This window comes from Curtobacterium sp. PhB172, from assembly GCF_003752545.1.
Taxonomy (GTDB): Bacteria; Actinomycetota; Actinomycetes; order Actinomycetales; family Microbacteriaceae; genus Curtobacterium.
Genome location: NZ_RKIF01000006.1, coordinates 192,892 through 217,974 on the forward strand (window position 1 = coordinate 192,892; position 25,083 = coordinate 217,974).

Below are 25,083 nucleotides of genomic sequence, written 5' to 3' on the forward strand. Positions count from 1 at the left end.
CGGATGATCATACCGGTATTACTATGTGGGGATGGTCCGTCTCCCGCTCCGCCCCGACGAGGTCGCGCGCGGCCGCCGTCTCGGTGCCCTGCTCCGCCGCGCACGTGGCCCACGGTCGATCGTCGACACCGCCCTCGCGGCCGGGATCTCGCCCGAGACGCTCCGCAAGATCGAGACCGGGCGGATCGCGACGCCGGCGTTCTCGACCATCGCGTCCGTCGCCGGCGTGGTCGGGCTGTCGCTCGACGCGGTGTGGTCCGAGGTCAGCTGCGACCCGGCGGACGACGAGCTGGCTGGCTAGTCGACGCGCGGCGCGGGCAGCGCCGGTACCGACGCCTCGTCGATCCAGGGCCCGGTCACCGCTTGCACGTCCGCGACGGAACGGCCGGCGGCGTCCGCGAAGGCCTCGAGCACGTCGGGCACCGTCACCGAACCGTGCCGGTGCCGTTCGGTGATGCTGCGCAGCCCGGCGGAGAACGCGTCGTCGCCGAACGTGCGGCGGACGGCGTGCAGGGCGAGGGCCCCGCGCTTGTAGACCCGGTCGTCGAACATGTCCTTCGCGCCGGGGTCACCGACGACGAGGTCCTCGGGCTGGTCGAGGAGCCCCTGCCGGTACTGCGCCGCGAGCACGTCGGCGGTGTCGCCGCCGTGGTGCTCGGACCACAACCACTCGGCGTAGCAGGCGAACCCCTCGTGCAGCCAGATGTCCTGCCAGCGGGTGACCGTCACCGAGTTGCCGAACCACTGGTGCGCGAGCTCGTGCGCGATGAGCCGGTCGGTGCCGTGCTCGCCGTCGACGTGGTTCCGGCCGAACACCGCCAGCCCGTGGGCCTCGAGGGGGATCTCGAGCTCGTCGTCGGTGACCACGACGCCGTACGCCGCGAACGGGTACGGGCCGAAGCGGTCCGAGAACAGCGCGAGCATCTCCGGCACCTGCCCGAAGTCGGTCTTCGCGGCGGCCGCCAGGTCGGCGGGGTGGTGCAGGGTCACGGGGACGACGGCGCCGCGGAGCCTCGTCGTGCGGTACCGCCCGATCTGCACCGTCGCCAGGTACGTCGCCATCGGCTCGGTGGTGGCGTACGTCCACCTGGTGCCGATGCGGTCGCGTTCCTTGCCGAGCAGTTCACCGTTCGCCAGGACGTCGTACGCGGCCTCGGCGGCGATCTCGAACCGGTAGGTCGCCTTGTCGTCCGGTCGGTCGTTGCACGGGAACCACGAGGGTGCCCCCGTCGGCTGGGCCGCGACGATGACGCCGTCGGTGAGTTCCTCCCACCCGACCTGGCCCCAGGCGCTGCGGACGGGGCGCGGGTTGCCGCGGTACCGCAGGTGCACGGTGAACGTGGTGTCGGCCGCGATCGGCGACGCCGGGGTCACGGTGACCTTGTGCACCGCCTTCGAGACCTTCTTCGCGCGGGTGCCGTCGACGTCGGCCCGCTCGACGCTCAGGCCGTGCAGGTCGATGACGATCCGGTCGAGGGGTTCGTGGGCACGGGCGGTGATCGTCGCCGTGCCGTCGAGGCGGTTTGTCGCGACGCGGTAGTCGAGGCGGAGGTCGTAGTGCTCGGCGCTCCAGCGTCGGTCGCCGCTGTGCGGGGTGTACGGGTCGGCAGCGGGGGTGTTCGGCACGGTCCCAGTCAACCCCATGGCGCCGGTCAGTCCGCCACGGTGGCCGGTTCGGCTGTCCACGGAGCGATGGGGTTGCCGGACCAGCGGGACCCGGTGGGCACCTGCTCACCGCGCATCACGAGCGAGGTCGGGCCCACCGTGGCGCCCGTGCCGATGCCGGCGGCGGGCAGGACGACGCTGTGCGGCCCGAGGGTCGCACCGGCGTCGAGCCGCACGGTGTCGAGCTGCATCACCCGGTCGTGGAACAGGTGGGTCTGCACGACGGTCCCGCGCGCCACCGAGGCGCCGGCCCCGATCGTGACGAGGTCGGCCTCGGGCAGCCAGTACGTCTCGAGCCAGGTACCGCGGCCGATCGTCGCGCCGAGGCTCCGCAGCCACGCCGCCAGGGCCGGGGTGCCGGTGGCCTGCTCCGCGAACCAGGGCCGGGCGACCGTCTCGACGAAGGTGTCCTGCACCTCGTTGCGCCACACGAACGACGACCACAGCGGGTGCTCCCGAGCGGTGATCCGGCCGACGAACGCCCACTTCGCGATCGTCGACACCACGGCGGCGACGGCCCCGGCGACGATGAGCACCGGTCCGGCGAGCAACACCGTCCACCCGACGCCGACCGCCGACCACAGGGCGAGCAGGGTGCCCGCCACCCCGAGGGCGATCGCAGCGGACACCATCGGGGCGACCAGCCGCAGCAGCTCCCAGCAACCGCGGGCGACCTTGAGACGGGTGGGCGGACGGAAGGTGCGCTCCTCGTCGAACTGCGTCGCCGCACGGCGTAGCCGCACCGGGGGCGAGCCGAGCCACGACGACCCGCGCTTGGCCTTCTTCGGCACGGCGGACAGCACCGCCACCAGCGCCTCGCGCGGGACGGAGCGTCCGGCGCCCGTCATCCCGCTGTTGCCGAGGAACGCCCGCCGCCCGACCTTCGACCGGCCGATCCGCACCCGGCCGCCACCGAGCTCGTACGTCGCGACCATGGTGTCGTCGGCCAGGAAGGCGCCGGACGCGATCTGCGTCAGCGCGGGGATGAGCAGGACCGTGGAGATCTCCGTGTTCCGGCCCACCTTCGCCCCGAGCAGCCGCAACCACACGGGGGTCACGAGCGAGGCGTACAGCGGGAACAGCAGCGTGCGCGCCGCGTCCAGCACCCGCTCCGTCGACCACGCCTGCCACCCGATCCGCGAACGCACGGGGTGCCGGCCCTCGTGCAGCCCGATGCCGAGCAACCGCACCGACACCACCACGAACAGGGCGTACACGGCCCCGGCGACGACGGTGGCGAGCGGCACCGTGGCGAGGGCGCGCAGCAGCGCGTCGCCGAGTGTTGACGCGCGCCCGACCAGGGCGACCGCGACCAGCAGCCCGACCGCGACACCGATCACCGGCAACCCGGCCACGGCCACGGAGCCGGCCCCGTATGCCAGCAGCCAGCGTCGACGCGAGGGGGGACGGGCCTCCCGGCCGTGCCTGGCCGACCCGACGCGTTCGGCGGGCGAACCCGCCCAGCGCTGACCGGCGGGCACTCGGCCGGCGACGGCCGAGCCGGCCTCGACCTCGGCGCCCGCGCCCACGTGCGCACCGGGAAGCAGCGTGGTGCGACTGTGCACGACGGCGTCCTCGTCCACACGGACCCGGCCGAGCCGGAACACGTCACCGTCCACCCAGTGCCCCGCGAGGTCCACCTCGGGCTCGATCGACGCACGCTTGCCGATCGTGAGCATCCCGGTGACCGGCGGGAGCGTGTGCAGGTCGACGTCCGTGCCGATCCGCGCCCCGAGCGCACGGGCGTAGTAGCTGATCCACGGGGCCCCGGCGGTCGAGGGACCGTCGACCGCCTCGGCGATCCGCTCCGCCAGCCAGACCCGCAGGTGCACCGAGCCGCCCCGGGGGTGGTCGCCCGGCCGGACCCCGACGAGCAGCAGCCGGGCCAGCACGACCGTGAGCGCCATCTTGCCGATCGGTGTCACGAACACCAGCAGCGCGACGACGAGCGCCGGCCAGGGGAGCACCGGCAGGAACGGCAGCGTCGTCGCGTGCAGTACCGCGGCGACCAGCGCCGTCCAGGTCAGGACCCGCAACCCGCGCAGCACCTGCACCGGCAAGCCCAGCAGTGTCATCGCGAGCCCCGTCGTCGGCGGGACCGGCGTCACGTCGCGCGATGCGGCCGCCACCGGACCGGCCTCGTCCAACGCGGCCGCCAGCGCGCCGATACGCGGGTGGTCGTAGACGTCGGCGACGGTCGTCGTCGGGAACCGCTCCCGGATCGCCGACACCAGCTGCGCCGCCGTCAGCGACCCGCCACCGTGCGCGAAGAAGTCGTCGTCGACGCTCGACACCGGCACCCCGAGGATCGCCGCCCAGCGCTCCGCGATCCACGCCACCGTGTCCGGCAGCATCGCGGCGTCGGTCGCCCCGGGCAACGGCCACGGCAGCGCGGCACGGTCGACCTTGCCCGACGTCCGCGTCGGCAACGAGTCCACCACGGCGACGAGCGGGACGAGCGCAGCGGGCAGCTCCTGCCGCAACCGGGCGTTCGCAGCCGCGACGTCCACCGTGGCACCCGCCACCGGCGCCACGTACCCCACCAGCACCTGGTTGCCCGCCGGGGTCCGCTGCACCACGGCCGCACCACCGGCCACGTCGTCGAGCGCCTGCAGGGCCGCGTCGATCTCCCCGAGCTCGATGCGCCGGCCACCGAGCTTCACCTGGTCGTCCGCACGCCCCTGGAACACGAGCCCCTCAGGGTCGTACCGCACCAGGTCACCACTCCGGTACGCCCGCTCCCACCCGAGCTCCGGGAACGGGGCGTACTTCTCCGCGTCCTTCGCCGGGTCCAGGTACCGCCCCAACCCGACACCACCGATCACGAGCTCACCGACCCCGCCCGGCTCCACCCGCTGCCCGGCACCGTCCACGACCGCCAGGTCCCACCCGTCCAGCGGCAGCCCGATCCGGATCGGCTGCCCGCCGTCGAGCAGCGACCCGCACGCCACCACCGTCGCCTCCGTCGGACCGTACGTGTTCCACACCTCACGATCGCGACTGGCGATGCGCGCGGCGAGTTCCGGCGGGCAGGCCTCGCCGCCGAAGATGACCAGCCGCACCTGCTCCAACGCATCGTCCGGCCACAGCGCCGCGAGCGTCGGCACCGTCGACACCACCGTGATCGTGTGCGCGATCAACCACGGCCCGAGGTCCACCCCCGTCCGCACCAACGAGCGCGGAGCCGGCGCCAACGCAGCACCGTGCCCCCACGCCAGCCACATCTCTTCGCACGACGCATCGAACGCCACACTCAGCCCCGCCAGCACCCGGTCACCGGGACCGATCGGCGCCGCCTGCAGGAACATCCGCGCCTCGGCGTCCACGAACGCCGCAGCACTGCGGTGCGTCACGGCCACGCCCTTCGGCACCCCCGTCGACCCCGAGGTGAAGATGATCCACGCGTCGTCGTCCAGGCCGGGGAGTTCGGCGCTCGCCGCGGGGTCCGTGACGGGCCGCTCGCCGCCGTCACGGTCGCGCAGGACGCCGCCGGCCCCGATGACGCCGACGACGCCGGCCTCGCCGAACACGAGGGTCGCGCGTTCCTCGGGGTCGTCGGCGTCGACGGGCACGTAGGCGGCTCCGGCGGCGAGGACCGCGAGGATCGACAGGTACAGGTCACGCCCGCCGGAGGGGATCCGCACCCCGACCCGGTCGCCCCGGCGGACGCCGCGACGGGCGAGGTCGTCGGCCTGCGCGCGCACCAGGTCGAGCAGGGCGGCGTAGTCGACGGTGCCCGCGGGGTCCTCGAGTGCGGTGGCGGTGGGGTGGGTGGCCGCCGTCGCCGCGAGGACGTCGAACAGGGTCCGTGGTGCGGGGGCGTGCCCGCTCCGTGCGAGTTCGAGCTGCGCGTTCCCGGTGCCGGTGGTCATCGGTTCCCTCTTCCCGGTCGCGTGCGGGACGACCGGCCCGTGATCCTAGGGGGTGCGCGTGACGCGCAGGGAAACACGGGGGAGTGCGGTGCGCGCGGGCTCTTCGTGAGCAGAAACTGTCGAGTCGCTTCCCCCGAGCCGACCATTCCTGCTCAGCATCCGTCTCATCATCCGCGCGAACGTCGACATCCGCCACGACACTGGCGACGGACCCGGAGAAGTCTCAACGGGGGAAGGTCGCCGCAGGCGACGTCGCGCGCAGCTGGCTGAGCGAAGCGAAGACAACTGCTTGCGCGGGAATGTCACAGTGCCCCCAGGAGGATTCGAACCTCCGCCCCTGCCTCCGGAGGGCAGTGCTCTATCCCCTGAGCTATGGGGGCCAAGGGGTGCAACAACCGTAGCAGGTCCGGCGCGCGCTCCCGGACAGCGCGTGTCGTGCACGAGACGCGGCTGCAGGGCGGACGGGAGGCGCGGTGCGGGCCCGCCACGGGCCTCCCGTCGGCACCGTGCGCGCGTCTCGGCACCGTGCGCGCGTCTCGGGCCCGTGCAGCGTTGCGCGCTCCGTGCGGCGCTGCAGGCGCGCACCAGCCGTGCAACCTCGCACCGGGCGGCGGACCCGGCACTGTGCGTGGTCGCCGTCGGACGGGAGGCGCGGTGCGGGCCCGCCACGGGCCTCCCGTCCGCACCGTGCGGACTTCGCGGGCCCGTGCGGGGTTGCGCGCTCCGTGCGGCGCTGCAAGCGCGCACCAGGCGTGCAACCTCGCACCGGGCGGCGGACCCCGCACCGTGCCGGCGCGGGCGCGTCAGCCCGCGGGCGTCGCCGACGCCGACGCCGATGGCTGCAGCGCGGCGCGCACCGCGTCGACGACGGGCTGTGCGCCGCCGGGCTCCGTGAACAGCGTCGACTGCGTGGTGATCCAGTACGGGTCGGCGAAGGCGTCCGCGCGGCCGATGCCGTCGTTCAGCGCGAAGTAGCCCTCGACGCGGTAGGTGGGGACCGATCCGCCCCGGTCGTACAGGGCGTCCTTCAGGTTCGTGAGCGACTTCTCAGGCAGGTCGGCAACGGCCAGGGTGATCGTCTCGGTGTCGTCGTCGGTGGCGACGAACTGGCAGACGCGGCCCCGCTGCTTCGCGATGGTGGCGGCGGGGGAGCCCTTCGCCGGTGTGAAGGAGTCGTCGAGCGCGAAGGTCGTCCCGTACACGGACAGGGCCGCGGTCGGCAGGAGCTCGGCGCAGGTCTGCGACACCGTCTTGCCGACCGGGGTCGGGCTGGGCGTCGGGTCGCTGTCCCCGCCGCCCGAGCAAGCCGACAGGGCGAGTGCTGCTGCGGCGGTGACGACGGCGACGGAGCACGCCCGGGCACGGCTTCGGGTGGTCATCCCGACATGATGGCCCATCGTCCGGCGTGCAACTGGGTGTCCCGGTAGACTCGTCCGCCGTGACTCCTGCCGAACTCTCCGCCGCGTACCTGTCGATCCTGACCGGGATCGTCGAGCGACGAGGCGCGTCCGAGACCGTGACGATCGGGGACTCCCACGTGGTGCTCGAGCGTCCGAAGAACCGTGCGCACGGCGACTGGGCCTCGAACGCCGCCATGCAGCTCGCGAAGCGCATCGGCACGAACCCGCGCGAGCTCGCGACGGAGATCGCCGGCGAGCTGACCGAGCTCGACGGCGTGGCCTCGGTCGACGTCGCCGGCCCGGGGTTCATCAACATCACGCTCGAGGCCGCTGCAGCCGGTGAGATCGCCCGCACGATCGTCGAGGGCGGCGACGCCTTCGGGCACGGCGACCTGTACGACGGCGTCCGGATCAACCTGGAGTTCGTGTCGGCGAACCCGACCGGCCCGATCCACATGGGCGGCGTGCGCTGGGCGGCGGTCGGCGACAGCCTGGCCCGCGTGTTCCAGGCGCAGGGCGGCCTCGTCACCCGCGAGTACTACTTCAACGACCACGGCGCGCAGATCGACCGCTTCGCCCGGTCGCTCGTCGCGTCGGCGCTCGGTGAGCCCACGCCGGAGGACGGCTACGGCGGTGCGTACATCGCCGAGATCGCGGCCCGCGTCATCGCGACGCTCGACCCTTCGGTCGACGTGAAGGACCTGCCGCGCGACGAGGCGCAGGAACTCTTCCGGCGCGAGGGCGTCGACTTCATGTTCGCGGACATCAAGTCGTCGCTGCACGACTTCGGTGTGGACTTCGACGTCTACTTCCACGAGAACGCCCTGCACGAGTCGAAGGCCGTCGAGCGCGCCATCGCCCGGCTGCGCTCGGCGGGCGTGATGTACGAGGCCGAGGGTGCCGAGTGGCTCCGCACGACCGACTTCGGTGACGACCGCGACCGCGTGGTCATCAAGTCCGACGGCGAGCCCGCGTACATCGCCGGCGACCTGGCGTACTACCTCGACAAGCGCGAGCGCGGCTTCGAGCGCAACCTGATCATGCTCGGTGCGGACCACCACGGCTACGTCGGCCGGATGATGGCGATGTGCGCCGCGTTCGGCGACGAGCCGGGCACGAACCTCGAGATCCTGATCGGGCAGATGGTCAACCTGCTCAAGGACGGCGAGCCGATGCGGATGTCCAAGCGCAACGGCACCATCGTCACGATGGAGGACCTCGTCGACGCCGTCGGGGTCGACGCCGGCCGGTACTCGCTCGTCCGGTTCGCCAGCGACACCGCGATCGACATCGACCTCGACCTGCTCGTCAAGCGCACCAACGACAACCCGGTGTTCTACGTGCAGTACGCCCACGCGCGCACCCAGTCGGTGGCCCGCAACGCCGAGGCCGCCGGGGTCGACCGCTCCGTGTTCGACGCCTCGCTGTTGACGCACGACTCCGAGGGTGCGCTGCTCGGCGCCCTCGCCGAGTACCCGCGCGTCGTGCGCCACGCCGCGGAGCTCCGCGAGCCGCACCGCATCGCCCGGTACATCGAGCAGCTCGCCGGCCTGTACCACCGCTGGTACGACGCCTGCCGCGTGACCCCGCTCGGCGACGAGCCGGTCACCGACCTGCACCGCACGCGCCTGTGGCTGAACGACGCCACCGGCCAGGTCGTCCGCAACGGCCTCGGCCTGCTCGGTGTGAGCGCTCCGTCCCGCATGTAGCGGAGCGGCGGCGCGAGCAGACGGCTGAGCCGTTGTCGAGACGCGCCCCCTGACGGTCATCGCGCCCCGGTGTGCGCGGGCGCGATGACCCTGGCGGGGCGCGATCGAGTGCGGCCCGCGCCCCGCGCCCCGCGCCCCGCACCCCGCGCCTCCAGGCAGGCTGACGGGACCACCTGGCAGGGTGGGACGCATGTCCGCCGCCACCGAACGCCCCCGCAAGCGCCGCCGCTGGCCCGTCGTCCTGCTCGTGGTCGTCGTCCTGCTCGCCGCCCTCGTCGTGATCGCCGAGTTCGTGCTCCGCGGGGTCGTCGACCGCATCATCGCCCAGCAGGTCGAGCAGTCGCTGCCCGACGGCACCACGGGCCAGGTCGAGGCGCACGCCGACGGCATCGTCATCCCGCAGCTGATCAGCGGCACCCTCGACCAGGTCGAGATCACGTCCGAGAAGCTCACCGTCGACGGCATCCCACTCGCCGCCGACGTCACCGCGAAGGACGTCCCCGTGGACGGCAAGGGCGACGTGCACGACGTCGACGGCACGGTCACGCTGGCGTCGACGAGCGTGAAGGACCTGTCGAAGTACAGCCCGCTGTTCGACCGGTTGTCCCTGGTGGACGGCGGCGTCGAGCTGTCCGGTTCCACGGCGGTGCTCGGCTACGACATCACCTACGCGGCGAAGGGTGACGTGGTCGCGCAGGACGACGGCCGCGGCATCACGATCACCCCGAAGAGCGTGCGGATCACGAACTCCGACCTCGGTCTCAAGGTGGACTCGATCCCCGGCGTGACGAACGTGCCGGTGCAGGTCTGCACGGCGCAGTTCCTGCCCGAGGCGCTCCGCGTGCGCTCGCTCGACGTCTCGAAGGCCGACGCGACGGTCCGCGTCACCGCGGACGCGCTGCCGCTCAACGAGCAGGGCCTGCAGACGGTCGGCAGCTGCGGCTGACCCCGTGGCTGCGTAACGCGGCCGGGAGGCCCGCCCCGCGTCGGTAGGATCGGGTCCCGTGAGCGAGAATCCCCTTGCACCGCCGCGACTGCGGTTCCCGACGGACGCCTCCGAGCTGGTGGACCGGATCTGGCCCGCGTCCGCGACGCGGACCGATGACGGCGACCTGGCGGTCGGCGGTGTCACCGCGACGGACCTCGTCCGGCAGTACGGCACCCCGCTGTACGTCGTCGACGAGCGTGACGTGCAGTCCCGTGCGGTCCGGGTGCGGAACGCGTTCACCGAGGCGTTCGAGGGCATCGGCACCCGGGCGCACGTCTACTACGCCGGCAAGGCGTTCCTGACGACGCAGGTCGTGGCGTGGATGGCCGAGGCCGACCTGCGCGTGGATGTCTGCACCGGCGGGGAGCTCGCGGTCGCCCTGGCCGCGGGTATCGACCCGGCGATGCTCGGCTTCCACGGCAACGACAAGTCCGACGCCGAGATCGCCCGCGCGGTCGAGGTCGGCGTGGGCACGATCGTGCTCGACAGCCACGAGGAGGTCCAGCGCGTCGCCCGTGCCGCTGCCCACGCCGGGGTCGTGCAGCGCGTCCGCATCCGCATCAACAGCGGTGTGCACGCATCGACCCACGAGTACCTCGCCACCGCGCGCGAGGACCAGAAGTTCGGCATCCCGCTCACCGAGGCCGTCGCTGCGGCCGAGGCGGTGCGCGCCGAGTCGTCGCTCGTGTTCGTCGGGCTGCACTCGCACATCGGTTCGCAGATCTTCGACGAATCCGGGTTCCGCGAAGCCGCCCGACGCCTGATGGACGTGCACGCCACCCTCGTCGAGACCGGTCCGGTGCCCGAGCTGAACCTCGGCGGCGGCTGGGGCATCGACTACACCGAGGCCGACTCCGCCTTCGCGCCCGAGGACGTCGCCGACGCCCTCGCCGCGATCATCGCCGACGCCTGTGCCGAGCGGGACATCCCGGTGCCCGAGGTCGCCGTCGAGCCCGGTCGCTACATCGTCGGGCCGGCGGGCATCACGCTCTACCGCGTCGGCACGATCAAGCCCGTCACCCTCGAGACCGGCGACGCGGACACCGGCCACGCCACCCGCACCTACGTCTCCGTCGACGGCGGGATGAGCGACAACGCCCGTCCTGCCCTGTACGGCGCCGACTACACCGCTCGCCTCGCCCGGACGTCCGAGGCACCCGCCGTGCTCACCCGCGTCGTCGGGAAGCACTGCGAGAGCGGGGACATCGTCGTCAACGACGAGTACCTGCCGGGTGACGTCCAGCGGGGGGACCTGCTCGCCGTCGCAGCCACCGGGGCGTACTGCTGGGCGCTGTCGAGCAACTACAACCACGTGGGCCGCCCGCCGGTCGTCGCCGTGGCGGACGGCACAACCCGTATCCTCGTGCGGGGCGAGTCGATCGACGACCTCCTCGCCCGCGACACCGGGGTCCGCCCCGTGCCCCACGCCGGCACCGGTCGCTGACCCGACGAACAGGAACCAACTCCAGATGATCGAATACCGCAACGTCCGCGTCGCGCTGCTCGGGGCCGGCTCGGTCGGGTCCCAGGTCGCGCGGCTCCTGCTCGAGCACGCCGACGAACTCGCCTCGCGCGCCGGTGCCGGCCTCGAACTCGTCGGGATCGCCGTGCGCGACGTCGATGCCGCGCGTGACGTCGACCTGCCGAAGGACCTCTACACGACCGACGCAGAGTCGCTCATCCTCGGTGCCGACATCGTCGTCGAGCTGATCGGCGGCATCGAGCCCGCGCGCACGCTCGTGCTGCAGGCGCTGCAGTCCGGCGCGGACGTCGTGACGGGCAACAAGGCGCTCCTCGCGACCCACGGTCCGGAGCTCTTCGCGGTGGCCGAGCAGGTCGGCGCGCAGCTGTACTACGAGGCCGCCGTCGCCGGTGCGATCCCGATCATCCGACCGCTGCACGACTCGCTCGCGGGTGACCGCATCGAGCGGATCATGGGCATCGTCAACGGCACCACGAACTTCATCCTCGACCTGATGGACCGCGAGGGCGCCACGTTCGAGGACGCCCTGGCCACCGCGACCGAGCTCGGGTACGCCGAGGCCGACCCGACCGCCGACATCGAGGGCTACGACGCCGCGCAGAAGGCCGCGATCCTGGCCTCGCTGGCGTTCCACACCTCGGTGCCGCTCGCCGCCGTGCACCGCGAGGGCATCACCTCGGTCACCATCGAGCAGGTCCGCGCCGCGCGCAAGGCCGGCTACGTCGTGAAGATCCTGGCGACCGCCGAGCGACTGACCGACGAGGACGGCCGCGAGGGCGTCAGCGCCCGCGTGTACCCGGCCCTCGTGCCGGAGTCGCACCCCCTGGCGAGCGTGCACGGCGCGAAGAACGCCGTGTTCGTCGAGGCCGAGGCCGCCGGCGACCTCATGTTCTACGGCGCCGGTGCCGGTGGCGTCGAGACCGCGTCTGCCGTCCTCGGCGACCTGGTGTCCGCCGCACGTCGGCATGTCATCGGCGGCCCGGGCGTCGCGGAGTCGACCCAGTCGGACCTGCCCGTCTTCCCGATCGGCACCGTCCGCACGCGCTACCAGATCACCCTGCACGTCACGGACGCCCCCGGCGTGCTGTCGACGGTCGCCGGCGTGCTCGCGAAGCACGGCGTGAGCGTCGAGACCGTCGAGCAGACCACCACGGGTGCCTCCGAGGGGACGGCAGCGCTCGTCATCGGCACGCACCTGGCGCGCGAAGCCGACCTGGCGGACACCGTCCGCACGCTCCGCGGCGAAGACGTGGTCCTGGACGTGACCAGCGTCCTGCGCTTCGTCGGCGCCTGACGCACCACGGGCCTCCAGGCCGACCGCGAACCACCACCAGACCGACCCACCGGACAGAGAGAGAAGCCTGATGGCCCACCAGTGGCAGGGAGTCCTGCGCGAGTACGCCGACCGACTCGACGTGACCGAGGCGACGCCGATCGTCACGCTCGGCGAGGGCGGCACGCCCCTCATCCCGGCTCGTCGGCTCTCCGAGCGCACCGGCGCCGAGGTCTACGTCAAGTTCGAGGGCATGAACCCGACCGGGTCCTTCAAGGACCGCGGCATGACGATGGCGATCTCGAAGGCCGTCGAGCACGGCGCGAAGGCCGTCATCTGCGCCTCGACCGGCAACACCAGCGCCTCGGCCGCCGCGTACGCCACGCACGCCGGCATCACCGCCGCGGTGCTCGTGCCCGAGGGCAAGATCGCCATGGGCAAGCTCAGCCAGGCCGTCGCCCACGCCGCCCAGCTGCTGCAGGTCCAGGGCAACTTCGACGACTGCCTCGACATCGCCCGCGACCTGGCGGCGAACTACCCGGTGCACCTCGTCAACTCGGTCAACAACGACCGCATCGAGGGCCAGAAGACCGCCGCGTTCGAGGTCGTGGACGTCCTCGGTGACGCCCCGGACTTCCACTTCCTGCCGGTCGGCAACGCGGGCAACTACACCGCGTACTCCCGCGGCTACCGCGAGGACGTCGCCGCCGGTCGCACGACGAAGCTCCCGCGCATGTTCGGGTTCCAGGCCGCCGGTTCCGCACCGATCGTGCGCGGCGAGGTCGTCAAGAACCCCGACACCATCGCCTCCGCGATCCGCATCGGCAACCCGGCCTCGTGGCAGTTCGCCCTCGAGGCCCGCGACGAGACCGACGGCTACTTCGGCGCCATCTCGGACGAGGCCATCCTCGCCGCGCACCACATCCTGTCGGCCGAGGTCGGCGTCTTCGTCGAGCCCGCGTCGGCCATCGGTGTCGCCGGGCTGCTCGAGCGTGCCGACGCCGGCATCGTGCCGAAGGGCGCGAAGGTCGTCATCACCGTCACCGGCCACGGCCTGAAGGACCCGCAGTGGGCCCTGCGCACCGAGGACGGCAGCGAGGTCACCCCGACGAGCGTGCCGGTCGACACCAAGTCGATCGCGGACGTGCTCGGACTGGTCGCGGCGCAGTGAGCCCCGACCGCTCGTCCGGACCGGGGGAGGGCGTCACCGCCCACAGTGCTGTACCGGCCGGACGGGCGGTCCACGCTGTGCCCGCCGGACGGGTCGTGCGCGTCCGCGTGCCGGCGACGTCCGCCAACCTCGGGCCGGGGTTCGACTCGCTCGGTCTCGCGCTCTCGCTGTACGACGAGGTCGTCGTCCGGGTCCGCCCGGAAGCCGGCGCCACCGTCACGGTGCAGGGCGTCGGTGCCGGCGAGGTCGCCACCGACGACACGAACCTGGTCGTGCGTGCCGTCCGCCGCGGCCTCGAGCACGCCGGCGTCGACCAGCCCGGCCTCGAGCTGCACGCCACGAACGCGATCCCGCACGGCCGCGGGCTCGGTTCCTCGGCGGCCGCGATCGTCGCCGGCCTGATGGCGGCCCGCGGGCTGCTCGAGGGCATCGTCGACCTGGACGCCTCGACCCTGCTCAGCCTGGCCACCGAGATGGAGGGGCACCCGGACAACGTCGCCCCCGCACTCTTCGGTGGGCTCACCATCGCGTGGATGACGGCCGAGGGACCCGCGTACAAGCGCCTCCTGGTGCACCGCGGCGTCGCGCCGGTCGTGTTCGTGCCGACGTCCACGCTGTCGACGAAGCTCGCCCGTTCCCTGCAGCCCGAGAACGTCCCGCACGCCGACGCCGCGTTCAACGTCTCCCGCTCCGCGCTCCTCGTCGCCGCGCTCATCCAGAGCCCCGAGCTCCTGCTCGCCGCGACCGAGGACCGCCTGCACCAGGCGTACCGGGCCAGCGCGATGCCGGAGACCGACGCACTGATCGGCCTGCTCCGGCAGCACGGCCTCGCGGCCGTCGTGTCGGGGGCGGGACCGAGCCTGCTCGTGCTCGGCAGCGACCCGGCACAACGGCTCACGGCCGCGGATCTCGTCGCCCGACACGGGGAATCCGACTGGCGCGCGCTCATGCTGGCCGTCGATCTCGGTGGTGCTACAGTGGTGGCGCACTCGGCGCTCGAAGCCGAACCCGCGTAACCGCACGGTATGCCCGTCCCCAAGGACAGCGCCTGCGACGTCGCAGGGTCCGGCGCGCGGGTGTGCATCTCTTTCTGATCACCGAATCCCGGTCCGTCGTCTGAACGGCGGTCGATGCATACCCGTGCATCCGGGACGGTGGAAACTCTCCGCGTTCTGCGGTTCGAAAGGAAACACCGACCTTGACCGACAACAACTCCACCCCGGTGGAGATCCCCAGCGACCTGCGCGCCCTCCGCCTGCCGGAACTCCAGCGCATCGCCTCCTCGCTCGGCATCACCGGGCTCTCGAAGCTCCGCAAGGGCGACCTCATCGCCTCCATCGAGGACAAGCGCCCCGTCACGGACGACGTCCCGGCCGCGACAGCGCCCGCCACGACCCCCGCCGCGGCCCCGGTGACCGAGCAGCCCACGCTGCCGGAGCCCGCAGCCGAGGCACCGACCGCTCCGGTCGCCGACCCCGAGGCACCCGCCGTCGAGTCCGAGCCGGCCGCGCCGTCGCGTGTCCGCCGTTCGCGCCGCGCGTCGTCCGGTGGCACCGTGAACGCCGGCCCGACCTCGGCTGCCGAGCACACGAACGCCGGGCACACCGGTACCGAGGACCTGCTCGCGGGCCTCGACCAGGTGCGTGCCGAGAAGGACGCCCAGGAAGCCGCCCAGACGCAGACCGGTGGGCAGCGTCGCGGCCGCGTCCAGCGCGGCGCCGACCAGCAGGCCCAGCAGCCGAACGAGCCGGCCGAGCAGCAGACGCCGACCTCGGCACCTGCCCGGACCGAGCAGCCGGCCCGCACCGAGCAGCCGGCGCGCACCGAGCAGCAGAGCACCGAACAGCAGAGCACCGAGGGCGAGTCGCAGGACCAGTCCGGTGCCGCCGACTCCGGCGACCAGAACGACCAGAACGGTGAGGGCGGTTCGCGTCGCGGCCGTCGCAGCCGTGGTCGTGGTCGTGGCCGTGGGCAGAACGCCGAGAACGGCGAGCAGAACGGCGAGCAGCAGGACGGCCAGCAGCACCAGCAGGGCGGCCGGCAGAAGCAGAACGGTGGCGACCAGCAGAAGCAGGCCGACGCCAAGCAGGGCGACCCGAAGCAGGGCGACGCCAAGCAGCGCGACGCGAAGCAGGACGACCGCGCCGAGCAGAAGCCGCAGGCGGCGAACCAGCAGAAGCAGAACGGTCAGCAGAAGCAGGGCCAGCAGGCCCAGCAGAACGCCGACGACACCGAGGGCGGCCGCAGCCGTCGCCAGCGTGACCGCAAGCGCGGCCGTGGCGGCCAGAACGACGACTTCGAGCCCGAGGTCACCGAGGACGACGTCCTGATCCCGATCGCGGGCATCCTCGACGTCCTCGACAACTACGCGTTCGTCCGCACCACCGGCTACCTGCCCGGACCGAACGACGTCTACGTCTCCCTCGGCCAGGTGAAGAAGTACCACCTGCGCAAGGGCGACGCCGTCGTCGGTTCGATCAAGCAGCCCCGTGACAACGAGCAGCAGAGCCGTCAGAAGTACAACGCGCTCGTGACCGTCGACTCGGTCAACGGCCAGACCGCCGAAGAAGCAGCGGCCCGTGTCGAGTTCTCGGACCTCACCCCGCTGTACCCGAACGAGCGCCTGCGCCTCGAGACGGAGCCGGGCAAGCTGAGCACCCGCATCATCGACCTCGTGTCGCCGATCGGCAAGGGCCAGCGCGGCCTCATCGTCTCGCCGCCCAAGGCCGGCAAGACCGTCGTGCTGCAGGCCATCGCCAACGCCGTCGCGAAGAACAACCCCGAGGCGCACCTCATGGTCGTCCTCGTCGACGAGCGGCCCGAAGAGGTCACCGACATGCAGCGCACGGTGAAGGGCGAGGTCATCGCCTCGACCTTCGACCGTCCGGCCGAGGACCACACCACGGTCGCCGAGCTCGCCATCGAGCGTGCGAAGCGCCTGGTGGAACTGGGCCACGACGTCGTGCTCCTGCTCGACTCGATCACCCGTCTGGGCCGTGCCTACAACCTGTCGACCCCGGCGTCGGGCCGCGTGCTCTCCGGTGGCGTCGACTCGGCGGCGCTCTACCCGCCGAAGCGCTTCTTCGGTGCGGCGCGCAACATCGAGGACGGCGGCTCGCTGACCATCCTCGCCACCGCGCTCGTCGAGACCGGTTCCAAGATGGACGAGGTCATCTTCGAGGAGTTCAAGGGCACCGGCAACATGGAGCTCCGCCTGAACCGTCACCTGGCGGACAAGCGGATCTTCCCGGCCGTCGACGTCAACGCCTCCGGTACCCGTCGCGAGGAGCAGCTGCTCTCCGCCGACGAGGTCAAGATCACCTGGCGTCTGCGCCGAGCCCTCGCCGGGCTCGACCCGCAGCAGGCCCTCGAGATCGTGCTGCGGAACCTCAAGGAGACGCAGTCGAACGTCGAGTTCCTGGTGCAGGTGCAGAAGTCGGTCCCGACGACCGGCGGCGCTCACCACAACGGTCACCAGGAGTAACGCGTGTTCGAGTCGGTGGCAGGGCTGCTGGCGGAACACGAGGACCTGACGCAGCAGCTGTCGGACCCCGCGCTCCACGCCGATGCGGCCCGGGCGAAGAAGGTGAACCGGCGGTACGCCGAGCTCAACCAGATCAAGTCCGCGTACGAGGCCTGGAAGGCGGCTGGGGACGACCTCGCCGCCGCCCAGGAGCTCGCGCGCGAGGACGAGGCGTTCGCGGACGAGGTCCCGACGCTCGAGGAGCAGCTGTCGGAGCGCCAGGAGCGTCTCCGGCGGCTGCTCATCCCGCGCGACCCCGACGACGGGCGCGACGTGATCATGGAGATCAAGGGCGGCGAGGGCGGCGAGGAATCGGCGCTGTTCGCGGCCGACCTCCTGCGCATGTACTCGCACTACGCCGAGACCAAGGGCTGGAAGGTCGAGCTCCTCGAGCGCACCGAGTCCGACCTGGGTGGCTACAAGGACGTCCAGGTCGCGATCAAGTCGAACACGACCGACCCGTCGCAGGGCGTCTGGGCGCACCTGAAGTACGAGGGCGGCGTGCACCGTGTGCAGCGCGTGCCGCAGACCGAGTCGCAGGGGCGCATCCACACCTCGACGACCGGCGTGCTGGTGTTCCCCGAGGTCGACGAGCCCGAAGAGGTCGCGATCAACCAGAACGACCTGAAGATCGACGTGTACCGGTCGTCCGGCCCCGGCGGGCAGTCCGTCAACACGACGGACTCCGCGGTCCGCATCACCCACCTGCCCACGGGCATCACGGTGGCGATGCAGAACGAGAAGTCGCAGCTGCAGAACCGTGAGGCCGGCATGCGCGTGCTCCGCGCACGCATCCTCGCGCGGCAGCAGGAGGAGCTCGACGCGATCGCCTCGGATGCGCGCAAGTCGCAGATCCGCGGGATGGACCGCTCGGAGCGCATCCGGACGTACAACTTCCCGGAGAACCGGATCGCGGACCACCGCACCGGCTACAAGGCGTACGACCTGGACCGCGTCATGAACGGTGCACTCGAGCCCGTCGTCCAGTCCGCCATCCAGGCGGACGAAGAGGCACGTCTGGCCGCCATCGGCGACCAGGACGCGTAGCCCTGGAGGCACGGATCACCTCCGACACGCCCCGCACGTTCGCCGCGGATCGCCTGCTCGAGCAGGCGGCCGCGGCGCTCGTCGCATCCGGCGTCCCGACACCCCAGGTCGACGCCGAGCTGCTGCTCGCGTGGGCGACCGACACCTCGCGCGGTGCCGTGCAGGCCCGCGCGATGACCGGCGGCGCGATCGCTCCGGAGCACGTCGAGCGCTTCCGGCACGCGATCGCGCGGCGGAGAACCCGCGAGCCGCTGCAGCACATCACCGGGCAGGCGTACTTCCGTGCACTGACCCTGGCGGTCGGACCCGGCGTGTTCGTGCCCCGTCCCGAGACCGAGGGCGTCGTGCAGTTCGGCATCGACGCGCTGCGGGCCGTGGCCGTCCCGGAGCCGATCGCGGTCGACCTCGGGTCCGGCAGCGGTGCGATCGCGATCGCCATGGACACCGAGGTGCCGAACGCCGTCGTGTACGCCGTCGAACGATCGCCCGAGGCCCTGCCCTGGACCCGCCGGAACATCGACGCCCACGGCGGCACGGTGCGACTCGTCGACGGCGACCTCGCCGATGCGCTGCCCGAACTCGACGGCACCGTCTCGGTCGTCGTGTCGAACCCGCCCTACGTACCGGACGACGCGACCCCGATCGACCCCGAGGTCCGCGACCACGACCCCGCGATGGCGCTGTACGGCGGACCGGACGGCCTCGACGCCGTGCGCGCGCTGGCCGAGACGGCGTGGCGGCTGCTCGTGCCCGGCGGGGTGCTCGTCATCGAGCACGCCGAGCCGCAGGGCGCTGGCGTGCGCGAGGTCCTTGCGCGCCGGGGGTTCCGGACCCCGGAGACGCACGTCGACCTGACGGGTCGCGACCGCACGACCACCGCGACCCGGTAGTCGGAGCCGAGCCGCGCCTCCCGTCGCTCGGCCGTGCGTGCGTGTGCCGAGCGGATCCGGGCGTACCGGGTGGGATCGGGCATACCGGGTCGTTCGGAATGACCAGGTATGCCCGTTCCTGCTTTCCAGCGCGACCGTGATGGGAAGGAACGGGCGTGGCGGGCGCGGGGCGGGCCTCCCGTCCCTCACTCGTGCGTGCGTGCGTGTGCCGAGCGGATCCGGGCGTACCGGGTGGGATCGGGCGTACCGGGTCGTTCGGGATGACCAGGTATGCCCGTTCCTGCTTTCCAGCGCGACCGTGATGGGATGGAACGGGCGTGGCGGGCTACGCGACGGGGGAGGCCTCGCGCTGCTGCGCGACGAAGGCGCGGACGTGCTCGCGCAGGTCGGTTTCGCGCTCGACCAGGACCGCGTGGATGCCGACGCTCCGGGCACCCGCGATGTTCTCCGGCATGTCGTCGGCGAAGAACGTGCGCTCGGCGGGCACGCCGTGGTGCTCCATCGCGCGGAGGAAGACCTCGGGCTCGGGCTTGCGGGCGCCGAAGTTGCTCGACGTGTCCAGGTGTTCGCCGAACAGCCCCGGCAGTGACGGTGCCCACTGGTGGATCCACCGACCCGCGAGCGGCCCGTTGTTGGTGAGCAGGCCGACACGCCCGTGCTCGCTCGCGATCCGGACGGCCTCGATGCGCTCCGGCAGCTCGGTCATCGCGGACCCGCGGATGCGCGCCCACTCGGCCTCGGGGACGTCGCACTCCATGGCCCGCTCGAACGCGGCGAGGTACTCGTCGCCGTCGGCGAAGTCGCCGGCCTCGGCACGCATCTCGTGGCCGCAGTCCCACCAGCGGCGACGGAGCTCCTCGGTCTCGTGTCCGGTGAACTCGGAGAGTGCGGCCATCCGCACCTGCCAGTCGTACCGGACCAGGACGTCGTCCATGTCGAAGAGGAACAGGAGGTGGGGCGCAGGGGTCTCGTTCACGATGTCCTCCATTGTGTCGCACTATCATCGTCGAGTCATGGCATCCCGATACGACTGCACCGACTCCGACGGGCTCCTGACCGGGATGCGGCTCGCACGTGCCGCCCTCGGGCGCGGAGACCTCGTCGTCGTCCCCACCGACACCGTCTACGGCCTCGCCGCGGACGCCTTCAACGCGGCCGCCGTCCAGCGGCTGCTCGACGCGAAGGGCCGGACGCGGCAGTCGCCGCCGCCGGTGTTGATCCCCGGCCCGCCGACGCTCGACGCGCTCGCGAGCGACGTGCCGCAGCAGGTGCGCGACCTCGTCGCCGAGTTCTGGCCCGGCGGCCTCACTGTGATCCTGCGTGCGCAGCCGTCGCTCGACTGGGACCTCGGCGAGACGCGGGGCACGGTCGCCCTGCGGATGCCGGACTCGCGGATCGCGCTCGAGCTCCTGCAAGAGGTCGGTCCGCTCGCGGTCTCGTCCGCGAACTCGACCGGCGACCCGGCCGCGATGGACGTCGACGCCGCTGAGCGGATGCTCGGCGACAGCGTCGCCGTGTACCTGGACGGCGGCGCGATCGGGGAGCACGAGGGCTTCGAGGCCTCCACCGGGTCGACGATCGTCGACGCGACGGGGCTGTCGGACGGCGGGAAGCTCCGCATCGTCCGGCACGGGGTGATCTCCGACGACGAGATCATCCGGGTCGTCGGAGCCGACCTCGTCGGATGAAGTACTACCTGCTGGCGGGGGCGATCGCCGCGGTCGTGAGCTTCCTGGTCAGCGTGCTGGTGTGGAAGCTCGGGCTCAAGTACAAGTGGTACCCCCAGGTCCGCGAGCGTGACGTGCACCGCACGCCCACGCCGCGCCTCGGCGGGATCGCGATGTACATCGGCGTCATCGTGTCGCTGTTGGCGGCGTGGTTCCTGTTCCCGTCGATCGCGGGGACCGACTACTTCCGGCTCGTGTTCTCCGAACCCGGCCGCGTGCTGGCGGTGCTCGGGGGAGCGACGATCATCGTGGTCCTGGGCGTCGCGGACGACATCTGGGACCTCGACTGGATGACGAAGCTCGCGGGGCAGATCATCGCCGCGGGCATCCTCGCCTGGCAGGGCGTCGCGATCGTGTCGCTGCCGATCGGCAACACGCTGGGGGTCGGCTCGTCCTACATGAGCCTGATCTTCACGGTGCTGGCGGTGGTGCTCGTGATGAACGCGGTGAACTTCATCGACGGACTCGACGGCCTGGTCGCCGGGGTCGCGATCATCGCCGGCGGGGTGTTCTTCCTCTACACGTTCTTCATCAACCGCGTGGTCGTGCAGACCGAGTTCTTCTTCAACCTGCCGTCACTGCTGACCGCGGTGCTCGTCGGCTCCTGCTTCGGGTTCCTCATCCTGAACTGGCACCCCGCGAAGCTCTTCATGGGCGACGCCGGAGCGCTCCTCGTCGGCTTCCTGATGGCCACCAGCGCCGTGTCGGTCACGGGCAACATCGATCCCGCAGCGGTGCAGACACGCCAGGCGCTGCTGCCGGCGTTCATCCCGATCCTGCTGCCCTTCGCGATCCTGATCGTCCCGATCCTGGACTTCGGCCTGGCGGTCACCCGGCGGCTCAGCGCCGGCAAGTCACCGTTCTCGGCCGACCGCAAGCACCTGCACCACCGCCTGCTCGACATGGGGCACTCGCACTTCCACGCCGTGCTGATCTTCTACGCGTGGACCGCCACCGTCGCGGTCGGGTGCCTGCTGTTCCTGTTCGTGGACTGGTACTGGGTGGTCGCCTTCGTCGCGGTCGGCTTCACCGTGTGCGCCGTCGCCACGTTCGCGCCGCTCGGCCGGAAGCGCACCGAGATCGCCGCCCAGACCGCCAACCGCTCCGCCGCCGTGGTGGACGCCAGCCTCGACCCGCTCGACCGGGCCGCCAACGACCGCACGATCCCAGGAGACATCACGTGACCGCACCGAACGCGCTCGACCACGTCCGGCCGGTGTTCCGCCGCATCATCACGTGGGGCGCCGTGCTCGCGGTCGCCCTGGCGATCGTCGGGGGAGTCGTGGGGCTGCTCGTCGCCGACACTCCCGGGCTCGTCGGGGGCCTGCTCGGAGCCGTGCTCAGCGTGGTGTTCCTCGGCCTCACCGCGGTCAGTGTCCTCGTCGCGCTGCGCGTGTCCAAGGGGCAGATGATCTCCGGGGCCTTCTTCGGCATCGTGATGGGCACCTGGCTGCTCAAGTTCATCGTGTTCATCGTGCTGCTCGTGGCACTGAAGGACCGTACCTGGGTGGACTTCCCGGTGCTCGCGATCGTGATCATCGCGGGGGTCGTCGGGTCCCTGGTCATCGACGTCGTCGCGGTGGCGAAGGCCCGCATCCCGATCGGCGTGCAGCTGCCCGGCGACGGGTCCGGTGGCTCCGCGGACGCTGAGAACCCGACCCCCCGCAACTGAGAAGCCGGGAAGCCTCTCGCACCTGATAGGCTTCTCGGAGTCCGCCACCGGAGCCTTTCGCTCGGAGCGGGCAAGCCTCCACAACGTCCACCATCGCGTGCCATGATGTGCGCGCGCCGACACAGGAGACAGCGCTGCTATCCCACGCTCTTCCCCTGTCCCTCTCTGCTGCGGTTGACACCGTTGCGGCGGGGAGCAGCAAGGCCGCCGAGTTCCATGGTCCGTCGATCAACGAGTTCTTCCCGGATGCGATCTTCTTCGCAGGGACGCCGTTCGAGATCGATCGGGTCGTCCTCATCCGCTTCTTCGCCGTCGCCGTGCTCCTGGTGTTCGCCTTCGTGGGAACCCGCGCGCTGAAGCTCGTCCCGAACCGCGGTCAGGCGTTCATCGAGTACGCGTTCGACGTCGTTCGTCGCAACACCTTCGACAACCTCGGAGAGGAGGACGGCAAGCGATTCCTGCCGCTCCTGGCGACGATCTTCTTCGGCGTGCTGTTCATGAACCTGACCGGTCTGATCCCGGGCATGAACCTCGCCGGCACCAGTCGCATCGCGATGCCGATGATCCTCGCGATCGTCGCCTACGTCGCGTTCATCTACGCCGGCCTCCGCAAGCACCCGGGCACGTTCCTCCGGAACTCGCTCTTCCCGCCCGGGGTGCCGTGGTTCCTCTACATCATCGTGACGCCGATCGAGCTCGTCTCGACCTTCGTGCTCCGTCCGGTGACGCTCACCCTGCGACTCCTGATGAACATGGTCGTCGGGCACCTGCTGCTCGTCCTGTTCTTCTCGGCCACGCAGTTCTTCTTCTTCGACGCTTCGCTCGGCTTCAAGGCCTTCGGCGTCGGGACCCTCGCGTTCGGCATCGCGTTCAGCTTCTTCGAGATCCTCGTCGCGCTGCTGCAGGCCTACGTCTTCATGCTCCTCACCGCCGTCTACATCCAGCTGGCGCTGGCTGACGAGCACTGATTCCTCACTGACCCCCTACGGGACCGGCAACCGTCGGACCCGCACCTCGAAAGGAAAACACGTGGACGCAACGACCGTTCTCGCGGAGATCAACGGCAACATCGCGACGGTTGGCTACGGCCTCGCTGCGATCGGCCCGGCCATCGGTGTCGGCATCGTCGTCGGCAAGACGATCGAGTCCGTCGCCCGCCAGCCCGAGCTCCAGGGCCGCCTGACGACCCTCATGTACATCGGTATCGCCTTCACCGAGGCCCTGGCCTTCATCGGCATCGCCACGTACTTCATCTTCACGAACTAAGGTTCCTCGATGCACAACGCACTCATCATCGCGGCGGAGGAGACGCACAACCCCCTCGTTCCGCCGCTGTACGACATCGTGTGGTCCGCGGTGGCCTTCGTCATCATCTTCCTGGTGATGTGGCGTGTCGTCACGCCGCGCATCACGAAGATGCTCGATGAGCGCACTGAGGCCATCGAGGGTGGCATCAAGAAGGCAGAGGCTGCTCAGGAGCAGGCCGCTGCTGCGCTCGACGAGTACAACAAGCAGCTCGCCGACGCCCGCTCCGAGGCGTCCCGCATCCGTGAGCAGGCCCGCGCCGACGCCACGGCGATCGGCAATGAGGTCCGCGAGCAGGCAGCGGCCGATGCAGCACGCATCACGGCCAACGCCCAGGCGCAGATCGAAGCCGAGCGTCAGAGCGCCGTCCAGTCCCTCCGGTCCGAGGTGGGCACCCTTGCCCTCGACCTCGCGTCCGGTGTGATCGGCGAATCGCTCAAGGACGACGCCAAGTCGTCGGCAGTCGTCGACCGCTTCCTCGCCGATCTCGAGGCCTCGCAGGCCACGAAGACGGGGGAGCACTGAGCATGCGCAGCGCTACCAGAGAAGCACTCGCGTCCACCAGGGCGGTGCTCTCGGACCTCGGTTCGAGCGCCGACCTGGCCGTGGGTGCTGAGATCCTCGCCTCCGGGCGTGCGATCGCCGGTGCGCCGCAGCTGCTCGGGCTGCTGTCCGACCCGACGGCCGACCCGGCCGGCAAGAAGGTCCTCATCGACCGCGTCTTCGCCGGTCAGTCGCACGCGACTCGTGCGGTCCTGACCGCGGTGGCCGGCTCGCGCTGGTCCTCGCACCAGGACCTGCTCGCCGGCATCGAGGACGCGGGCATCCGCGCCGTCGCTGCCACCGCGGGTTCCGACTCGCCGATCGAGTCCGAGCTGTTCGCCTTCGAGACCGCCGTCCGTTCGGACGCCGGCCTCGAGCTGGCACTCGGCACGAAGCTCGGCAGCCCGGCGCAGAAGGGCGCGCTCGTCGAGCGGCTCCTCGGCCCCAAGGCGTCGCAGCAGACCGTGACGATCGTCTCCGCGCTCGTGCAGCAGCCTCGCGGCCGCCGCATCGGTGAACTCGTCCGCGATGCCTCGCGCATCGTGGCCGAGCAGGACGGCAAGCTCGTCGCGACCGTGGTCACCGCCACGGCACTCACGACCGCCCAGTCGGCACGCGTTGCACGCGGGCTGGCCGAGCGCTACGGCAAGGACATCAGCATCAACCAGGTCGTCGACCCCACGGTCGTCGGCGGGGTCCGGGTGCAGATCGGCGGCGACGTCATCGACGGCACCGTGTCCACGCGGCTCTCGGAGCTCCGGCTCCAGCTCGCCGGCTAGGCGTACGGTCGAAGCCGCTCCTCCCAAGTCCACAAC

Annotated in this window: 21 protein-coding genes and 1 tRNA gene; 17 read left to right on the forward strand and 5 right to left on the reverse strand. The window is 71.5% G+C overall.

The annotated features are described in order from the left end of the window. The first annotated feature begins 31 nt into the window (after positions 1-31). Positions 32-301 carry a helix-turn-helix domain-containing protein gene (locus EDF42_RS05300; RefSeq protein ID WP_123671677.1) on the forward strand — a complete coding sequence of 90 codons (270 nt, stop codon included), beginning with the start codon at positions 32-34 and terminating at the stop codon, positions 299-301. On the opposite strand, the gene EDF42_RS05305 is transcribed toward EDF42_RS05300, so the two are convergent. The 4 genes from EDF42_RS05305 to EDF42_RS05320 all read right to left on the reverse strand — a co-directional run bounded on the left by EDF42_RS05305 (position 298) and on the right by EDF42_RS05320 (position 6,916). Beyond that, positions 298-1,626 carry a M1 family metallopeptidase gene (locus EDF42_RS05305; protein ID WP_260235116.1) on the reverse strand — a complete coding sequence of 443 codons (1,329 nt, stop codon included), beginning with the start codon at positions 1,624-1,626 and terminating at the stop codon, positions 298-300. The genes EDF42_RS05300 and EDF42_RS05305 overlap by 4 nt on opposite strands. A gap of 26 nt (positions 1,627-1,652) precedes the next feature. Beyond that, entirely contained in the window at positions 1,653-5,537 is a 3,885-nt protein-coding gene (locus EDF42_RS05310) for a Pls/PosA family non-ribosomal peptide synthetase (RefSeq protein WP_123671678.1), read from the reverse strand. A 308-nt stretch (positions 5,538-5,845) separates the two neighbouring features. Beyond that, positions 5,846-5,917, reverse strand: a tRNA-Arg gene (locus tag EDF42_RS05315). A gap of 423 nt (positions 5,918-6,340) precedes the next feature. Beyond that, positions 6,341-6,916 carry a hypothetical protein gene (locus EDF42_RS05320; RefSeq protein ID WP_123671679.1) on the reverse strand — a complete coding sequence of 192 codons (576 nt, stop codon included), beginning with the start codon at positions 6,914-6,916 and terminating at the stop codon, positions 6,341-6,343. Between the two features lie 59 nt (positions 6,917-6,975). Here EDF42_RS05320 and argS point away from each other — a divergent pair, with 59 nt between their 5' ends. The 9 genes from argS to prmC all read left to right on the forward strand — a co-directional run bounded on the left by argS (position 6,976) and on the right by prmC (position 19,021). Continuing rightward, positions 6,976-8,646 carry an arginine--tRNA ligase gene (gene argS / locus EDF42_RS05325; protein WP_123671680.1) on the forward strand — a complete coding sequence of 557 codons (1,671 nt, stop codon included), beginning with the start codon at positions 6,976-6,978 and terminating at the stop codon, positions 8,644-8,646. A 190-nt stretch (positions 8,647-8,836) separates the two neighbouring features. After that, on the forward strand, positions 8,837-9,592 hold the full coding sequence (locus EDF42_RS05330) for a DUF2993 domain-containing protein (RefSeq protein ID WP_123671681.1): 756 nt from the start codon (positions 8,837-8,839) through the stop codon (positions 9,590-9,592). A 58-nt stretch (positions 9,593-9,650) separates the two neighbouring features. Further along, positions 9,651-11,078 carry a diaminopimelate decarboxylase gene (lysA, locus tag EDF42_RS05335; protein WP_123339755.1) on the forward strand — a complete coding sequence of 476 codons (1,428 nt, stop codon included), beginning with the start codon at positions 9,651-9,653 and terminating at the stop codon, positions 11,076-11,078. Between the two features lie 25 nt (positions 11,079-11,103). After that, positions 11,104-12,411 (forward strand): homoserine dehydrogenase, encoded by a 1,308-nt coding sequence (locus EDF42_RS05340; protein ID WP_123339754.1) that lies wholly within the window; start codon positions 11,104-11,106, stop codon positions 12,409-12,411. Between the two features lie 70 nt (positions 12,412-12,481). Further along, positions 12,482-13,561: a threonine synthase gene (thrC, locus tag EDF42_RS05345; protein ID WP_123671682.1), complete on the forward strand. Its 1,080-nt coding sequence runs from the start codon at positions 12,482-12,484 to the stop codon at positions 13,559-13,561. Positions 13,562-13,638: 77 nt separating this feature from the next. Beyond that, positions 13,639-14,577: a homoserine kinase gene (gene thrB / locus EDF42_RS05350; RefSeq protein WP_123339753.1), complete on the forward strand. Its 939-nt coding sequence runs from the start codon at positions 13,639-13,641 to the stop codon at positions 14,575-14,577. A gap of 182 nt (positions 14,578-14,759) precedes the next feature. Continuing rightward, positions 14,760-17,045 carry a transcription termination factor Rho gene (gene rho, locus EDF42_RS05355; protein WP_123671683.1) on the forward strand — a complete coding sequence of 762 codons (2,286 nt, stop codon included), beginning with the start codon at positions 14,760-14,762 and terminating at the stop codon, positions 17,043-17,045. Between the two features lie 3 nt (positions 17,046-17,048). After that, a complete protein-coding gene (prfA, locus tag EDF42_RS05360) occupies positions 17,049-18,131 on the forward strand; it encodes a peptide chain release factor 1 (RefSeq protein ID WP_123339751.1) in 1,083 nt (360 codons plus the stop codon). A 14-nt stretch (positions 18,132-18,145) separates the two neighbouring features. Continuing rightward, positions 18,146-19,021 (forward strand): peptide chain release factor N(5)-glutamine methyltransferase, encoded by an 876-nt coding sequence (gene prmC / locus EDF42_RS05365; protein WP_123671684.1) that lies wholly within the window; start codon positions 18,146-18,148, stop codon positions 19,019-19,021. Positions 19,022-19,346: 325 nt separating this feature from the next. On the opposite strand, the gene EDF42_RS05370 is transcribed toward prmC, so the two are convergent. Further along, positions 19,347-19,997 carry an HAD family phosphatase gene (locus EDF42_RS05370; protein ID WP_148067621.1) on the reverse strand — a complete coding sequence of 217 codons (651 nt, stop codon included), beginning with the start codon at positions 19,995-19,997 and terminating at the stop codon, positions 19,347-19,349. A 37-nt stretch (positions 19,998-20,034) separates the two neighbouring features. On the opposite strand from EDF42_RS05370, the gene EDF42_RS05375 reads away from it, so the two are divergent. The 7 genes from EDF42_RS05375 to EDF42_RS05405 all read left to right on the forward strand — a co-directional run bounded on the left by EDF42_RS05375 (position 20,035) and on the right by EDF42_RS05405 (position 25,047). Beyond that, complete coding sequence (locus EDF42_RS05375) at positions 20,035-20,709, forward strand: L-threonylcarbamoyladenylate synthase (RefSeq protein WP_123294277.1); 675 nt, start codon at positions 20,035-20,037, stop codon at positions 20,707-20,709. After that, positions 20,706-21,932 carry an MraY family glycosyltransferase gene (locus EDF42_RS05380; protein ID WP_111083866.1) on the forward strand — a complete coding sequence of 409 codons (1,227 nt, stop codon included), beginning with the start codon at positions 20,706-20,708 and terminating at the stop codon, positions 21,930-21,932. Before EDF42_RS05375 ends, EDF42_RS05380 begins: the two co-directional genes overlap by 4 nt. Further along, positions 21,929-22,420: a hypothetical protein gene (locus EDF42_RS05385; protein ID WP_123294279.1), complete on the forward strand. Its 492-nt coding sequence runs from the start codon at positions 21,929-21,931 to the stop codon at positions 22,418-22,420. The genes EDF42_RS05380 and EDF42_RS05385 overlap by 4 nt, the downstream gene beginning before the upstream one ends. 107 nt (positions 22,421-22,527) lie before the next feature. Next, positions 22,528-23,388: a F0F1 ATP synthase subunit A gene (gene atpB / locus EDF42_RS05390; protein ID WP_260235122.1), complete on the forward strand. Its 861-nt coding sequence runs from the start codon at positions 22,528-22,530 to the stop codon at positions 23,386-23,388. Between the two features lie 61 nt (positions 23,389-23,449). Next, positions 23,450-23,686 (forward strand): ATP synthase F0 subunit C, encoded by a 237-nt coding sequence (atpE, locus tag EDF42_RS05395; RefSeq protein ID WP_027465781.1) that lies wholly within the window; start codon positions 23,450-23,452, stop codon positions 23,684-23,686. Positions 23,687-23,695: 9 nt separating this feature from the next. Continuing rightward, positions 23,696-24,250 carry a F0F1 ATP synthase subunit B gene (locus tag EDF42_RS05400; protein WP_123339747.1) on the forward strand — a complete coding sequence of 185 codons (555 nt, stop codon included), beginning with the start codon at positions 23,696-23,698 and terminating at the stop codon, positions 24,248-24,250. Between the two features lie 2 nt (positions 24,251-24,252). Beyond that, positions 24,253-25,047 carry a F0F1 ATP synthase subunit delta gene (locus EDF42_RS05405; protein WP_123339746.1) on the forward strand — a complete coding sequence of 265 codons (795 nt, stop codon included), beginning with the start codon at positions 24,253-24,255 and terminating at the stop codon, positions 25,045-25,047. The last annotated feature ends 36 nt before the right edge of the window (positions 25,048-25,083 follow it).

Bases quoted from the DNA above. Each gene is read 5' to 3' on its own strand.
- EDF42_RS05405 (WP_123339746.1), top strand. From the start codon at position 24,253: ATGCGCAGCGCTACCAGAGAAGCACTCGCGTCCACCAGGGCGGTGCTC.
- EDF42_RS05380 (WP_111083866.1), top strand. From the start codon at position 20,706: ATGAAGTACTACCTGCTGGCGGGGGCGATCGCCGCGGTCGTGAGCTTC.
- EDF42_RS05330 (WP_123671681.1), top strand. From the start codon at position 8,837: ATGTCCGCCGCCACCGAACGCCCCCGCAAGCGCCGCCGCTGGCCCGTC.
- EDF42_RS05375 (WP_123294277.1), top strand. From the start codon at position 20,035: ATGGCATCCCGATACGACTGCACCGACTCCGACGGGCTCCTGACCGGG.
- thrC (WP_123671682.1), top strand. From the start codon at position 12,482: ATGGCCCACCAGTGGCAGGGAGTCCTGCGCGAGTACGCCGACCGACTC.
- EDF42_RS05320 (WP_123671679.1), bottom strand. From the start codon at position 6,916: ATGACCACCCGAAGCCGTGCCCGGGCGTGCTCCGTCGCCGTCGTCACC.
- EDF42_RS05400 (WP_123339747.1), top strand. From the start codon at position 23,696: ATGCACAACGCACTCATCATCGCGGCGGAGGAGACGCACAACCCCCTC.
- EDF42_RS05340 (WP_123339754.1), top strand. From the start codon at position 11,104: ATGATCGAATACCGCAACGTCCGCGTCGCGCTGCTCGGGGCCGGCTCG.
- EDF42_RS05310 (WP_123671678.1), bottom strand. From the start codon at position 5,537: ATGACCACCGGCACCGGGAACGCGCAGCTCGAACTCGCACGGAGCGGG.
- EDF42_RS05300 (WP_123671677.1), top strand. From the start codon at position 32: ATGGTCCGTCTCCCGCTCCGCCCCGACGAGGTCGCGCGCGGCCGCCGT.